The organism is Paraburkholderia sp. A1BS-2L, from assembly GCF_051125205.1.
GTDB lineage: Bacteria > Pseudomonadota > Gammaproteobacteria > Burkholderiales > Burkholderiaceae > Paraburkholderia.
The window spans coordinates 2,117,985-2,132,130 of the sequence record NZ_CP120429.1; the positions used below are offsets into that span (position 1 = coordinate 2,117,985).

The window sequence follows — 14,146 nt, forward strand, 5'->3', positions numbered from 1 at the left end:
CCTCCCGAGATGCTTGATACGCTGCTGGCGCAAGCCGACAACCTCGTGTCGACGCTGCAGACGCTCGTGTTCGTGGACGTGGTGCAGCCGCTCTTCTACAAGGTCGGCTTGATGGGCTACGACGAGGACACCTACGACGCGCTCTACTGGGTGATCGTGGGCGTGCTGCAGATCTGCGCGTCGTACCTGCTGCTGCGTCCGCTCGAAGCGCTGCGCCCGGCGGAGGCGTGGGGCGACCGCAAGGCGCTGCGCGCCGACGTCTGGTACACGTGGATCGCCAAGCTCGGCATCCTGAACATCGCGTTCTTCTTCATGCTCACGCCGCTGTTTAATCACTGGCAGAGCCTGATGGCGATCCACAACGTGCCGAACATCGAAGTGGACAGCCTTTGGCCCGGCGTGACCGACAAGCCGTTCGTGTCGTTCCTGATCTACCTGGTCGTGCTCGATTTCGCGGGCTACTGGTATCACCGCGGGCAGCATCGCGTCGGCGTGTGGTGGGAACTGCACGCGGTGCACCACAGCCAGCAGCAGATGTCGCTCTGGTGCGACGATCGCAATCATTTCATCGACGATATCGCGCAGGCCGCGTACTTCGCGGGCATTTCGTTGTTCATTGGCGTGCCGCCCGCGCAGTTCGTCGTGCTCATCGCCGTGAGCAACTTCCTGCAAAGCGTGCAGCACGTGAACGCGCGGCTCGAATTCGGCTGGCTGCTCGAGCGCGTGCTCGTGAGCCCGGCGTTTCATCGGCGTCATCACGCGATTGGCTACGGCCACGAAGGCACGCGCTATGGCTGCAATTTTGGCGTGCTGTTTCCGTGGTGGGACATGATGTTCCGCACCGCCTCGTGGAACAAGGCGCTGGAGCCTACCGGCATCCGCGAGCAGTTGCCCGCGCCGCAAGGGCGTGGTGTGAACTACGGCGAAGGGCTGATCGCCCAGCAGTGGCTCGCGCTCGTGCGCATCGCGCGGCGGCTGGCGGGCAAGGGCTATCCGGTGGGCGGGCAGGCTCATTGACGCCGTGCCGGACCGCCCGGCCCGGCGCTTTCACATCAGGATTCCAGCGCAGGATTCCAGCGGTTCGCGCGGCCAGTGCGATAATCGCGGCTTGCCCTTCGCGCGGCGGCTGCGCCGTGCACCATGCTGGAGAAAATCTTGAGCCGTATCGACAATCCGCAGCACGACCAGGAAGTCGGTTTCGCCGACGCCACCGAAGATTCCACCCGCATCGACGACGTGCGCATCGGCGCGGTGCGTCCGCTCATCTCGCCCGCACTGCTGCTCGACGAACTGCCGGTGCCGCAGGCCACGCAGACGCTCGTGGAAACGAGCCGCGCGCAGATCGGCGAGGTGCTCGCGCAGCGCGACGACCGCGTGGTGGTGGTGGTCGGGCCGTGCTCGATCCACGACCACGACCAGGCCATCGAGTACGCGAAGCTGCTCAAGGCAGAAGCCGACCGGCTCAAGGACGATCTGCTCGTGGTCATGCGCGTGTACTTCGAAAAGCCGCGCACGACCGTGGGCTGGAAGGGCTATATCAACGATCCGCGCCTCGACGGCAGCTTCCGCATCAACGAAGGGCTGCGCGCCGCGCGCCAGCTGCTGCTCGACATCAACGCGCTCGGGCTGCCCACCGGCACCGAATTCCTCGATCTGCTGAGCCCGCAGTACATTGCCGACCTCGTGGCATGGGGCGCGATTGGCGCGCGCACGACGGAAAGCCAAAGCCACCGGCAACTGGCCTCGGGGTTGTCGTGCCCGATCGGCTTCAAGAACGGCACGGATGGCGGCGTGCAGATTGCGGCGGACGCTATCGTCGCGGCGCGCGCGAGCCACGCGTTCATGGGCATGACGAAAATGGGCATGGCCGCGATCTTCGAGACCCGCGGCAACAACGACTGCCACGTGATTCTGCGCGGCGGCAAGAGCGGGCCGAACTACGACGCGGCGTCGGTGGCGGCGTGCGCGGCGGCGCTCGCGAAGGCCGGGCTGCGCGAGCAGGTCATGATCGATTGCTCGCACGCGAATTCGAGCAAGCAGCACCAGCGCCAGATCGAGGTGGCGCGCGATATCGGCGCGCAGCTGGCGGGCGGCGAATCGCGCATCGTGGGCGTGATGATCGAGAGCCATCTGGAAGAGGGGCGTCAAGACCTCGAGCCGGGCGTGCCGCTCAAGCGCGGCGTGTCGATTACCGATGCATGCATTAGCTGGGCGCAGACGCAGCCGGTACTGGAGTCGCTCGCGCAGGCGGTGAGGGCGCGCAGGGAGAAGCGGGCGGGGTGAGCCTGCGAGAGTTTTGTTTCAGCGGGCTTGAATGAGCGACGCGCGGCGGACCGGGAGGTTCGCCGCGCGTTGTCGTTCTGGGCGCCGGCAAGCACTCAATCTTCGATCGCTTCATGCGTCGCCTGCGCCCCGCGCCGCCAGTACGCCGAAGCGCGAATGCGCTTCTTGTCGACCCCGCGTTCGTTGCACAGATGCGCGCGCACGGCGCGAATCTCCGAGGCTTCGCCAGCGGCCCATACATAGCCGTCGCCAGGCGGCAGCCAGACTTCGCTCACGGCGTCGACGAGCGGCTGATCCGATTCGGATTCCTCGCGATAACACCAGACCACATAGAGGTCGGCTTCGGTCGGCAGCGCGATGCGCGCCGCGCGGTTCGCCACCTCCACGACCGCCGCCACCCGCGCGCCGGCAGGCAGTTCGGTCAGGCGGCGCTGAATTGCCGGCAGCGCCGTTTCATCGCCAATCAAAAGATGCCAGTGGTAGCCCGTGGGGATCACCATCGAGCCGCGCGGGCCGCCCACGCCCAGGAACTGGCCGGGCTGCGCCTGTGCCGCCCATGCCGTGGCGGGGCCGGCGTCGTGCAGCGCGAATTCGAGGTCGAGCTCGCCAGCCGCGATATCGAAGCGGCGTGGCGTGTAATCGCGCGCGGCGGGGCGCTCGACGCCTTCGGGAAAGGCGATGCCGTCGGGTCCGAGATGCGGCAGCACGGGCTTCTCCGTGCCCGCGGGCGGGAAAAACACCTTCAGGTGATCGTCGAACGACGCCGACACGAAGTCGCTCAGGTCGCCGGTGAGCGTCACGCGCACCAGCGCGGGTGAAAGCGCTGTGACGCGCGCGACGCGCAGCAGGCGAAACTTCAACGGATGTCGAACGCGGACGACTTCAAGGGGGCTCGGGTTTTGCATCAATGACTCCGATAAGGCGATGGGGTGACGGGCGATGAGCCGGGCTCAAGCGTCGCCGCCTTCCTCGCCGTTTTCGATTTCGCGGGTGGCGCGCGCGAGGATGGCAGCGATGCGGCGCTGCTCGTCGGGCGAGACGTCCGTGCGGCGCAGCAGGGCGCGCTTGAGCGCGCGGCGCGCTTCGATCAGTTCGCGCACCCAGCCGGTGCCTTCAGCGGGATCTTCGCCCGCGAGCGCGCGGCGCATGACTTCCATCTTGCGGCCGAAATGCGTGAGCTTCGCGAGGATCAGGTCGGCGCGGTCGCGATTGGCGTCCAGATGCGCGCGGCCCTCTTTGGATAATTCGTAACGCTTACGATTGCCTTCGAGCGCGACGCTGACGTAACCGAGTTCTTCGAGGTAGGTGAGCGCCGGGTAAACCATGCCGGGGCTCGGGCTGTAGAAGCCGTTCGAGCGCGCGTCGAGCGCCTTGATGAGTTCATAGCCGTGGCTCGGGCGCTCGGCGAGCAGCACGAGCAGCATCAACTGCAAATCTTCGGAGGTGAACTTGCGGGCGCGTCCGAAACCGTCGCCATTTTCTCCGAAGCCGCCGAAACCGCGGCCGAAGCCTTCGCCAAAATCACCGGGGCCGCCGCCGCGATGGCGGCCCATGGCGTGGCGCAGCGCATGCATGGGGTGGCGCATGGCGAAGCGAACGCCGAGGCGATCATCGTCTGCGAAAGGGTCGAAACAGGCGTGGCCGGCGGCGCCTTGGCGCCAAAAATAGCCAATAGCGTGATGGTGGCGCATGAGGCCTCCTTCTCTGAGTATCTTAAAACATGTCTTAAGATATATATCTTAAGAGTGTTTGTCAAAGAAAATTTCGCGGCACGAGTCCGAACCTTCCGCGCGACACGGACGCAACGCACGTAGTTGCCCGAAAATGGGGTTTGCGCCGCCTGAGGATGAGCATCAGCAAACAACCCTATGTTTGCACCGAACCCGACAGCGATTTGTCGAGGAACGGAATGCCGCATATGACAGGGTGCGGGGTTTGCCTGCTGAGCTTGGATGGTGCCGCCACAGAGTCCGGAACGTTTGCGACGAGGCACGGAACTCGCGGGGTCATGTCGTGAACCGTATTCGCGCGCCGATGATCAACGAGGCATTCCTGGTGCCCGCGCCTGCATTCCATTTCAGGCGCGCACGCCCACCCTGTATTGCGTGACCTGGCGGTAGGTGCCGCCAGGGCGCAACACCACTTCATCGCGCTCCGGTGCGCCCATATTGATCTGGTTCGGGAGCGCGCCCGCTTCCAGGCACAGGCCCGCGTGGCGGACGCACGGCGTGCCGTGGCGCCCCGGCTGGCCTTCCAGATAATTCCCCGTATAGCACTGCAGGCCGCGCTGGTCGGTCGCAACCGTGAGCTCGCGTCCGCTGCCTGGCTCGTAGAGGCTCGCCACGGTGCGCATGGCCGGTGCGTGGCCTGCCTGGGCGGCATCGCGCAGAACGTAGCAATGGTCGAAGCCGCCCGCGCGCGCAAGCTGCTCGTGCGGCCAGTCGAGCCGCGCCCCCAGCGGTGCGCCATGGCGGAAGTCGAAGGCGCTGCCGCCGACTTCCGCCACGCGGATGGGGATCAACATGGGATCGACTTCCAGATAAGCGTCGGCATCGATCGTGAGGATGTGGCCGCGAATGTCCGAGCCCGGCTCGCCGCCGAGGTTGAAATAGCCGTGGCTCGTCAAGCTGAGTGGCGTGGGCGCGTCGGTTACGGCTTCGTACTCGATCGTGAGCGTGCCGTCGTCGTCGAGCGTATAGCGCACCTGCACGCTCACATTGCCGGGAAAGCCGCCGTCGCCTTCGGGCGACTCGAGCCGCAACAGCAGGGCGCCGCGCTCGTCCGCGACTTGCCACAGCGCCCGGTGAAAGCCGTTTGCGCCGCCGTGCAATAAATTGCCGTTCTCGTTGCGATCGAGTGCGTAATCGATCCCATCGAGCGTGAAGCGCGCGCCGGCAATGCGGTTGGCCCAGCGGCCCACCAGGCCGCCCATGTAGGTGGTGGCCGCGTGGTACTCCGCCGGAGTGTCGTGCCCTAGCAGGATATCGGCAAGCTGCCCTGCGCGGTCGGGCGCATACCAGCTAACCAGCGTGGCGCCCAGGTCGCTGATCGTCACCTTCATATCCTGCGCATTTCGCAGTGTGTAGAGTCGGCAGGCATCGCCGCCGGGTAGCGCGCCCCACAGTTCGGAGTTCAGTTGGCTCATTGGAAGAGGGCTGTTCATGAGGCGTGAGTCGTGAAAGTCGAATCGGCCGAAAGCCGGATCAGGAAGTTGAAGTGCATGCGGCGCGCGTGGCAGAAGACGCAGGGGGCGACGATGGCTTCACGCTGTCCTGGTATTCGCGCGGCGTGCAGTCCAGTTCGCGCCGGAACACCGCATACATGTACTGGAGCGACGTGAATCCGCAACGGATGGCCACTTCCGCACTCGACGCGTCGTGGCTCGCGAGCATTGCCTTCGCGGCATCGAGCTTGTGCCGCAGGATTTCCTGGTGGACCGTGCAATGCAACTCGCGCCGGAAATATTCTTCCAGCGACGAACGCGAAACGCCTACGTAGTCGGCCACCTGCTCGGTCTTGATACCCTGGCACGCGTACTGGCGGATGAAGTGTCTTGCACGCATGACGTGCGGGCTCGACAGGGGTTTATGTTTCGTCGACTCCAGCACATTGATGCCGACGGGCGGCACCAGAATGCGCCGTCCCGGAAAACGTGCACCGCCCAGCATTTGATGCAGCAGGTGCGCCGCCGTTTTGCCCATTTCCGCCGTGCCCTGGATCACCGAGGAAAGCGGGATGCGCGCGAGCGTGCGTGTGAGCGGGTCGTTATCGATGCCGATGATCGCCACCTGCTCCGGCACGGCAATGCCGTGCATCAGACAGGCTTGCAGCAGATGCCGTGCGCGGGCGTCGGTTACCGCGATCACGCCAACGGGCTTGGGCAACGTATGGAGCCACGCGCTCAACTGCTCGATTGCCTGGTTCCAGGACGGTGCACTCGTGGCGAGGCCGCGATAGATCGGCGCGTCCATCTCTTCGGCATGCGCGAGCGCCTGGAAGGCCCGCTCGCGCTCTTGCGCCCAGCGGTTCTCCAGTGCGGCGGGCAGGCTGTACATGGCGAGATGCGGCAGCCCCGCGCCGATCAGGTGCGTCCAGGCGAGCGAGACCAGCTTTCTGTTGTCGGTGGCGATATAGGGCAGCGCGGTGGGGTACTGGGCCGGGTCTTCGTACGACGAGCCGACCGCCACCACCGGAAGCGGTGAACCCCGCAGCGCTTCGGCGACGGCGGGGTCGTCGAAATCAGCGATGATGCCATCGCCCTCGAAGCGCTCGATGCCCGCGAGCCGGCAGCGGAAATCCTCTTCGAGAAAGAGGTCCCAGGCGACGCGCGTCGAGCGCAGATAGTGGCCAATGCCCGCGATGATCTCGCGGTCGTACACCTTGTTCGCATTGAAGAGCAGCGCGATGCGGTGCGATGTCTGGGAAGCGGTGGCGCGGGTCATGGCATGCCGTACGGGTTCCTTTTAAGCGTCTGGCTATTCTAGGCCGAGTGCGAGCCGCACGCCCGCGCCGGCGAGGGGGCTGGCAGGAAACGTTATCTGCCTCGCGAAATTTCGTAATTGCCGCCCTTCGCCCCCGGCGGGCAGTATGAGGCCACATCGACGGGCGCTTGCCGCTGCGCCGCAACATAACCGCCCTGCATGGGAGCGGAGCGCAAAGCGCTGAAGCGCTCGCTGTGCATCGACCAAGGAGACGACATGTCGTATTTCGAAGCTATTCCGCCGATTCGCTATGAGGGTCCGCAATCGGACAATCCACTTGCTTATCGTCACTACGATCGCACGAAGAAGGTGCTCGGCAAGACGCTGGAGGACCATTTGCGCATTGCCGTGTGCTACTGGCATACGCTGGTGTGGCCGGGCGTCGACATCTTCGGCCAGGGCACCTTTCACCGGCCGTGGCAGCAGCCTGGTGAAGCAATGGAGCGGGCGCGCCAGAAGGCCGATGCTGCGTTCGAGTTCTTCACGAAGCTCCATGTGCCGTTCTACACATTCCACGACACCGACGTCGCGCCCGAGGGCCGTGACCTGAAGGACTACAAGGAGAACTTCGCGCGCATGGTGGATTACCTCGGCGAAAAGCAGCAGGCGAGCGGCATGAAGCTGTTGTGGGGTACGGCCAATCTGTTCTCGCATCCGCGTTACGCGGGCGGCGCGGCCACCAGTCCGAATCCCGAAGTCTTTGCCTATGCAGCGACCCAGGTATGTCATGCGCTGGATGCCACGCAAAAGCTCGGCGGCGAAAACTACGTGCTCTGGGGTGGCCGTGAAGGCTACGACACGCTGTTGAACACCGATCTCGTGCGCGAGCGCGAGCAGTTCGCGCGTTTTCTCGCGATGGTGGTCGAGCACAAGGAGCGCATCGGCTTCAAGGGCACGCTGCTGATCGAGCCGAAGCCGCAGGAGCCCACCAAGCACCAGTACGATTACGACGTCGCAACGGTTCATGGATTCCTGACGCAATACGGACTGCAGAACGAAATTCGCGTCAACATCGAGGCGAATCATGCCACGCTCGCGGGGCATTCGTTCCATCATGAGATTGCGATGGCGCACGCGCTGGGCGTGTTCGGCAGCGTGGACGCCAACCGCGGAGATCCTCAAAACGGCTGGGACACCGATCAGTTTCCGAATAGCGTGGAGGAGCTCACGCTGGCGTTTTACGAGATCTTGCGGCACGGGGGTTTCACCACCGGCGGCATGAACTTCGACGCGAAGGTGCGGCGTCAAAGCGTGGACCCTGAAGACCTGTTTTACGGTCACGTTGGTGCGATAGACGTGCTCGCCCTTGCGCTCGAGCGCGCGGCGGTACTGGTGGAGAACGATCGTCTCCAGCAGTTCAAGCAGCAGCGCTACGCGGGCTGGGACACTGAGTTCGGCCGCAAGATTCTTGCCGGCGGTTATGCGCTTTCGTCGCTGGCCGCGGATGCCGCCGCTCGTGGCCTCAATCCACAGCATGCGAGCGGCCAGCAGGAGCGCCTCGAAAACGTCGTCAACCAGGCGATATACGGCTAACGCTGAGCGCGCAGCAAGACAATGCCGATGCTGCGGGCGCGTAGCAGCGCGCAAGCACCGGCATGCACAAGAAAGGATGGAGACATGTTTATCGGTATCGACCTCGGCACATCGGGTGTCAAGGCGGTGTTGCTCGAGCGCGCCGGCGACGTGATCGCCAGCGCGAGCGCGCCGCTTGCCGTCAGCCGGCCGCAGCCGCGCTGGTCCGAACAGGCGCCGGAGGACTGGTGGCGCGCGGCGCGCACCGCACTGCGCGAGTTGCTCGACGAGGTACGCCGCAACGGCATCGACACCGCGAGCATCGAGGCGCTCGGCCTTACTGGTCAGATGCACGGAGCGACGCTGCTGAACGCGAAGGGCGAGGTGCTGCGCCCCGCGATACTCTGGAACGATGGTCGTTCGGATACCGAATGTATCGAGCTGGAGAGGGCCGTGCCCGAACTCCATGAGGTAGCGGGCAATCTCGCCATGCCGGGCTTCACGGCACCCAAGCTGCTATGGGTGCGCAAGCACGAGCCGGAAATATTCGCGCGCATCGCGCACGTGTTGCTGCCGAAGGATTATCTGCGCTGGCTCCTGACGGGCGTGCTCGCGACCGACCCTTCCGATGCCGCAGGCACGCTCTGGCTCGACGTTGCGAAGCGCGACTATAGCGAGGCGCTGCTTTCGGCCTGTGGTCTCACGCGCTCACACATGCCCGAGGTTTTCGAGGGCAATGAAGTCACTGGCACGTTGCGCGCTGAACTCGCACGCGAGTTCGGACTGCGTGAGATTCCAGTGGTCGCGGGCGGCGGCGACAACGCGGCGGGCGCGGTGGGTGTAGGTATCGTGCGGCCCGGCGACGCAATGCTTTCGCTGGGCACTTCGGGCGTTTATTTCGCGGTCTCGGATGGATTTCTCGCGAACCCGGATTCCGCGGTCCATAGCTTTTGCCACGCGTTGCCGCGCACATGGCATCTCATGTCGGTGATGCTCAATGCAGCCAGTTGCCTCGATTTCACTGCGCGCCTGACGGGGTACGAGACGGTTTCCGCGCTGCTTGCCGAGGCCGAAGCGCACTCGAATGCCGGGCTCGATCCGCACAGACCGTGGTTTTTGCCGTACCTGAGCGGCGAGCGGACGCCGCACAACAACGTCAACGCGAAGGGTGTGTTCCATGGCATGACGCCGCGGACCACGCGCGCGGATCTCGCCAACGCGACGCTCGAAGGCGTGGGCTTTGCCCTGCTCGACGGCATGGAAGCGCTGCATGCAACGGGCCTCGTGCCCGAAACCATCACGGTGATTGGGGGGGGCTCGCGTAGCGTGTGGTGGACGCAGATGCTCGCCGATATCTGCGGGCGGGCGCTCACGCTGCGAGCGGGAGGGGAAGTCGGTCCGGCGCTTGGGGCCGCGCGCCTTGCGCATCTCGCGCTCGAACCCGGAGCACCGCTCGATGCGGTTTGTCCGCAGCCGCCGGTGCTGGCCGTGAGGGAGCCCGACGCCACGCTGCACGCATGGTATCGCGAGGCGCGCCGACCGACCTTTCACGCGCTCTATCGCGCACTCGCACCCGTATTCGCATCAGGCGCCTGAAAGCACGGCGCTGGCGCAGGACTCCGCGCGGCACATTCTGTGCGTGCGGCGCATCGCTGGACCCGCTGTTGCATGTTGTTTTCGGTTTTTTGCCTGGTATTGCCTGGTATTGCCGCGTCGTTTCCGCACGCGGGGCTCAGCACGAGCCTGGCCGTAAGTCCGCGCGTGCGCTCATATGCTGGTTATTCGATCACGCAACGATGTGCCGGCGGGCCATGCGCTGTCGGCGCACGACATCACGAGGAGTGGAGACATGAAGTTTGCCAAACGTCGTTCGGTTCTGGGGTCGCTGATCTGCGGCGCGGTGCTCGCAAGCCTGACGCTCGCTGCGCCGCTTGCCCATGCAAGCAAGGATCATCCGGAAATCGGCTTCTGCATCGACGACCTGCGCGTGGAGCGCTGGTCGCGCGATCGCGATTACTTTGTTGCCGCTGCCGAAAAACTCGGCGCGAAGGTCTCGGTGCAGTCGGCCGACGCGAGCGAGGAGCGCCAGATCTCGCAGATCGAAAACCTGATCTCGCGCGGCGTGGACGTGATCGTGATCGTACCGTTCAATTCGAAGACGCTCGGCAACGTGGTCGCGGAAGCGAAGAAGGCTGGCATCAAGGTTGTGTCGTACGACCGGTTGATTCTCGATGCCGATGTCGATGCCTATATTTCCTTCGACAACCAGAAGGTGGGGGAGCTGCAGGCGCAGGGCGTCTACAACGTGCAGCCCAAGGGCAATTATTTCCTGATGGGCGGGGCGCCCACCGACAACAACGCCAAAATGCTGCGTGAAGGACAACTGAAGGTTCTCAAGCCAGCGATCGATCGCGGCGACATCAAGGTGGTCGGCCAGCAATGGGTGCCGGAGTGGAGTGCCTCGACGGCCCTGCGCATCATGGAAGACGCGCTCACCGCGAACAACAACAAGATCGATGCAGTGGTCGCGTCGAACGACGGCACTGCGGGCGGCGCGATCCAGGCGCTGGCGGCGCAGCATCTCGCGGGCAAGGTGCCGGTCTCGGGCCAGGACGCGGACCTCGCCGCCGTCAAGCGCGTGATCGCGGGCACGCAGACCATGACGGTCTACAAGCCCCTGAAGCTTATCGCGGGCGAGGCGGCGAGGCTTGCCGTCAATCTCGCGAAGGGCCAGAAGCCCGCGTACAACGCGCAATACGACAACGGCAAGAAGAAAGTCGACACGGTGCTGCTGCAACCCACGCTGCTCACGAAGAGCAACGTGGACGTGGTCGTGAAGGACGGCTTCTATACGCAGGCGCAACTGGCCAGCCAGTGAGCCGGCAGGCGTGGCGGCCCGCGTGTCGGGCCGCCACGAGCGGCTGGCGAAAGCGGGCGGCCCATGAAGGCGGGGCACGCGGTTGGAGCGGAAAAGCAATGCTGAAAGGAAAGGTTGAAAGCGTATGACTGAGCCTTTGCTGACGATGCGCGGCATCGTCAAGTCCTTTGCCGGCGTGAAGGCGCTCGACGGCATCGACCTTACGGTGCGGCCCGGCGAGTGCGTTGGGCTGTGCGGCGAGAACGGCGCGGGCAAATCCACGCTGATGAAGGTGCTCTCGGGCGTCCACCCATACGGCACGTGGGGCGGCGAGATCCGCTGGGAAGGCCAGCCGCTCAGGGCGGCTGGCGTGCGCGACACGGAGGACGCGGGCATCGTCATCATTCATCAGGAACTGATGCTGGTGCCCGAGCTCTCGGTGGCAGAGAACATCTTTCTCGGCAACGAGATCACGCTGCCCGGCGGTCGCATGAACTATGCGGCGATGTACAGGCGCGCCGACGAACTGCTGCGCGAGCTCAATATCGATGCCATCAACGTGGCGCAGCCGGTGATGAATTACGGTGGCGGGCACCAGCAGCTCATCGAGATCGCGAAGGCGCTCAACAAGCGCGCGAAGCTGTTGATCCTCGACGAGCCGTCTTCCTCGCTCACGGCAGCCGAGACGAAGATTCTGCTCGACATCGTGCGCGATCTGAAGCGGCGCGGCGTGGCTTGCGTCTACATCTCGCACAAGCTCGACGAAGTGGAGGCGGTGTGCGACACCGTCACCGTGATCCGCGACGGCAAGCACGTGGCGACGGAGCAGATGGCCTCGCTCACGACCGATCGCGTCATTGCGATGATGGTGGGCCGCGAGATCAAGAACCTTTTTCCGCGCGAGCCGCACGAGATCGGCGAGGTCGTCTTCGAAGCGCGCAACGTCACCTGCCATGACACGACGAATCCGCGCCGCAAACGCGTGGACGACGTTTCGTTCACGGTGCGGCGCGGCGAGATACTCGGTGTCGCGGGGCTTGTGGGCGCGGGCCGCACGGAAATCATGCAGGCGATCTTCGGCGCGTATCCGGGTGCCAGCTCGGCAACGCTACTGCTCGAAGGCAAACCTCTCAAGATCCGCTCGCCGCTCGATGCGATACGCGCTGGCATTGCCATGGTGCCCGAGGACCGCAAGCGCCACGGCATCGTGCCGCAACTGGGCGTGGGGCACAACATCACGCTCGCGGTGCTGGAGCGTTTCACGCGGCATGGCCGCATCGACGCCGCGGCGGAGCTCGGCACCATCCGCAACGAGATGGAGCGCCTTTCGGTGCGCGCGGCGAATCCCATGCTTTCGATCGCGAGCCTCTCGGGCGGCAACCAGCAGAAGGCAGTCCTCACGAAAATGCTGCTCACCGACCCGAAGGTGCTGATTCTCGACGAGCCGACACGCGGCGTGGACGTCGGCGCCAAATACGAAATCTACAAGCTCGTGTTCCAGCTCGCGAAGCGTGGCGTGGCGATCGTGATGGTGTCGTCCGAGTTGCCGGAGGTGCTCGGCATTAGCGACCGCGTGCTCGTGATCGGCGAGGGCGAGGTGCGCGGCGACTTCGTCAACGACGCCCTGACCCAGGAACACATTCTCGGCGCGGCGATCCAGAGCGCGCGCGCCCAATCCACCGAAGCGAGTGCTGCATGACCCCCGATATCACGACTCAAGGTGCGCGCGAAGACCAGTTGCCCGGCGGCAGCGGCGTCGCGCTGCGTTTTCAGCAACTGTTCGCGCGCTACAAGATTCTTGCATTGCTGCTCGCCGTGGCCGCGATATGGGTGTTCTTCTCGATGCTCACGCACGGTGCGTTCGTCACGCCACGCAACGTTTCGAACCTGCTGCGCCAGATGTCGATCACGGGCATGCTTGCGTGCGGCATGGTATTCGTGATCATTGCCGGCGAGATCGACCTTTCGGTGGGCTCGCTGCTTGGCCTGCTGGGCGGCGTGGCGGCCATTCTCGACGTGAACCGCCGCTGGCCCATCGGCGTGAGCGTGCCGGTTGTGCTCGTGCTGGGCGTGCTCGTGGGACTCTTCAACGGCTGGTGGTCCACCTACCGGCGCGTGCCTTCGTTCATCGTCGGGCTGGGCGGCATGCTCGCGTTTCGGGGCGTGCTGCTCGGTATCACGGGGGGCTCGACAATTGCGCCCGTGTCCGATTCGTTCGTGTTCATTGGGCAAGGCTATCTGCCGCGCCTTGCCGGCGACACGCTCGCGCTCGCGCTGTTCGTGCTGCTGGCGGTGCTGACGGTGCGCCAGCGCGCGAACCGGCGCCGCTATGGCTTGAGCGTGGTGCCGCTGTGGCAGGACGGCATGAAGATCGTCGGTGCCGGCGCGATCGTGCTGGCGTTCGTCGTGATGCTGGACAGCTACGGCGGAATTCCCGTGCCGGTGCTCCTGCTGCTCGCGCTGCTCGGCGTCTTCACGTGGGTCGCCACGCAAACCGTGTTTGGCCGCCGCATCTACGCGGTGGGCTCGAATCTCGAAGCCACGCGCCTTTCGGGCGTCAACACCAACCGCGTGAAGCTGGCCATCTTCGCGCTCATGGGCCTCATGTGCGCCGTGGCGGGCATCGTGAACACGGCGCGGCTGGCGGCGGGGTCCCCTTCGGCGGGCACCATGGGCGAGCTCGATGCGATTGCGGCGTGCTTCATCGGTGGCACGTCGATGCGAGGCGGCTCGGGCACGGTGTATGGCGCGCTGATTGGCGCGCTCGTGATGGCGAGCCTCGACAACGGCATGTCGATGCTGGACGTCGACGCCTATTGGCAGATGATCGTGAAGGGCGGCATTCTCGTGCTCGCCGTGTGGGTGGATGTGGTGTCGGGGTCGAACCGTCGCTGATTTTTGCCTGACGCCGCGCGGGTAGGAGGCCATCGGGCGCGGCGGCGCATTGGGAGCACACGCCAGCGTTGTCGCGCCTGGGTTGTTGCGACAGGCAATACTGGGTCCCTATTTAATG

Annotated in this window: 11 protein-coding genes and 1 pseudogene; 8 read left to right on the forward strand and 4 right to left on the reverse strand. The window is 65.0% G+C overall.

Annotation, left to right across the window (positions count from 1 at the left end; genetic code table 11):
• The first annotated feature begins 9 nt into the window (after window positions 1–9).
• Both P5W98_RS24380 and P5W98_RS24385 read left to right on the forward strand, forming a co-directional pair.
• Window positions 10–1,017, forward strand: coding sequence for a sterol desaturase family protein (locus P5W98_RS24380; protein WP_421025566.1), 1,008 nt, complete (start codon window positions 10–12; stop codon window positions 1,015–1,017).
• 138 nt (window positions 1,018–1,155) lie between these two features.
• Entirely contained in the window at window positions 1,156–2,283 is a 1,128-nt protein-coding gene (locus P5W98_RS24385) for a 3-deoxy-7-phosphoheptulonate synthase (RefSeq protein ID WP_421025565.1), read from the forward strand.
• Window positions 2,284–2,378: 95 nt separating this feature from the next.
• Here P5W98_RS24385 and P5W98_RS24390 read toward each other — a convergent pair whose 3' ends face one another.
• Window positions 2,379–3,188 carry a siderophore-interacting protein gene (locus tag P5W98_RS24390; protein WP_421025564.1) on the reverse strand — a complete coding sequence of 270 codons (810 nt, stop codon included), beginning with the start codon at window positions 3,186–3,188 and terminating at the stop codon, window positions 2,379–2,381.
• Window positions 3,189–3,233: 45 nt separating this feature from the next.
• Entirely contained in the window at window positions 3,234–3,974 is a 741-nt protein-coding gene (locus tag P5W98_RS24395; RefSeq protein ID WP_421025563.1) for a PadR family transcriptional regulator, read from the reverse strand.
• A gap of 127 nt (window positions 3,975–4,101) precedes the next feature.
• Between P5W98_RS24395 and P5W98_RS24400 the strand changes: the two are divergent.
• Window positions 4,102–4,271: pseudogene (locus P5W98_RS24400) on the forward strand (IS110 family transposase); the annotation flags it as partial.
• 89 nt (window positions 4,272–4,360) lie between these two features.
• Here P5W98_RS24400 and P5W98_RS24405 read toward each other — a convergent pair.
• Both P5W98_RS24405 and P5W98_RS24410 read right to left on the reverse strand, forming a co-directional pair.
• Window positions 4,361–5,446: an aldose epimerase family protein gene (locus tag P5W98_RS24405; protein WP_421025562.1), complete on the reverse strand. Its 1,086-nt coding sequence runs from the start codon at window positions 5,444–5,446 to the stop codon at window positions 4,361–4,363.
• Between the two features lie 40 nt (window positions 5,447–5,486).
• Window positions 5,487–6,725, reverse strand: coding sequence for a XylR family transcriptional regulator (locus tag P5W98_RS24410; protein WP_421025561.1), 1,239 nt, complete (start codon window positions 6,723–6,725; stop codon window positions 5,487–5,489).
• Window positions 6,726–6,980: 255 nt separating this feature from the next.
• Here P5W98_RS24410 and xylA point away from each other — a divergent pair, with 255 nt between their 5' ends.
• The 5 genes from xylA (at window position 6,981) to P5W98_RS24435 (ending at window position 14,028) form a co-directional block, all read left to right on the forward strand.
• Window positions 6,981–8,297, forward strand: coding sequence for a xylose isomerase (gene xylA / locus P5W98_RS24415; RefSeq protein WP_421025560.1), 1,317 nt, complete (start codon window positions 6,981–6,983; stop codon window positions 8,295–8,297).
• An 84-nt stretch (window positions 8,298–8,381) separates the two neighbouring features.
• Complete coding sequence (gene xylB / locus P5W98_RS24420; RefSeq protein WP_421025559.1) at window positions 8,382–9,872, forward strand: xylulokinase; 1,491 nt, start codon at window positions 8,382–8,384, stop codon at window positions 9,870–9,872.
• 253 nt (window positions 9,873–10,125) lie between these two features.
• Complete coding sequence (gene xylF / locus P5W98_RS24425; RefSeq protein WP_421025558.1) at window positions 10,126–11,154, forward strand: D-xylose ABC transporter substrate-binding protein; 1,029 nt, start codon at window positions 10,126–10,128, stop codon at window positions 11,152–11,154.
• Between the two features lie 136 nt (window positions 11,155–11,290).
• Window positions 11,291–12,832 (forward strand): D-xylose ABC transporter ATP-binding protein, encoded by a 1,542-nt coding sequence (gene xylG, locus P5W98_RS24430; protein WP_421027012.1) that lies wholly within the window; start codon window positions 11,291–11,293, stop codon window positions 12,830–12,832.
• A complete protein-coding gene (locus P5W98_RS24435) occupies window positions 12,829–14,028 on the forward strand; it encodes a sugar ABC transporter permease (protein ID WP_421025557.1) in 1,200 nt (399 codons plus the stop codon). Before xylG ends, P5W98_RS24435 begins: the two co-directional genes overlap by 4 nt.
• The last annotated feature ends 118 nt before the right edge of the window (window positions 14,029–14,146 follow it).

Excerpts from the sequence above, each read along its gene's own strand:
- P5W98_RS24380 (WP_421025566.1), top strand. The coding sequence starts at position 10 with ATGCTTGATACGCTGCTGGCGCAAGCCGACAACCTCGTGTCGACGCTG.
- P5W98_RS24390 (WP_421025564.1), bottom strand. The coding sequence starts at position 3,188 with ATGCAAAACCCGAGCCCCCTTGAAGTCGTCCGCGTTCGACATCCGTTG.
- P5W98_RS24395 (WP_421025563.1), bottom strand. The coding sequence starts at position 3,974 with ATGCGCCACCATCACGCTATTGGCTATTTTTGGCGCCAAGGCGCCGCC.
- P5W98_RS24405 (WP_421025562.1), bottom strand. The coding sequence starts at position 5,446 with ATGAACAGCCCTCTTCCAATGAGCCAACTGAACTCCGAACTGTGGGGC.
- P5W98_RS24410 (WP_421025561.1), bottom strand. The coding sequence starts at position 6,725 with ATGACCCGCGCCACCGCTTCCCAGACATCGCACCGCATCGCGCTGCTC.
- xylA (WP_421025560.1), top strand. The coding sequence starts at position 6,981 with ATGTCGTATTTCGAAGCTATTCCGCCGATTCGCTATGAGGGTCCGCAA.
- xylB (WP_421025559.1), top strand. The coding sequence starts at position 8,382 with ATGTTTATCGGTATCGACCTCGGCACATCGGGTGTCAAGGCGGTGTTG.
- xylF (WP_421025558.1), top strand. The coding sequence starts at position 10,126 with ATGAAGTTTGCCAAACGTCGTTCGGTTCTGGGGTCGCTGATCTGCGGC.
- P5W98_RS24435 (WP_421025557.1), top strand. The coding sequence starts at position 12,829 with ATGACCCCCGATATCACGACTCAAGGTGCGCGCGAAGACCAGTTGCCC.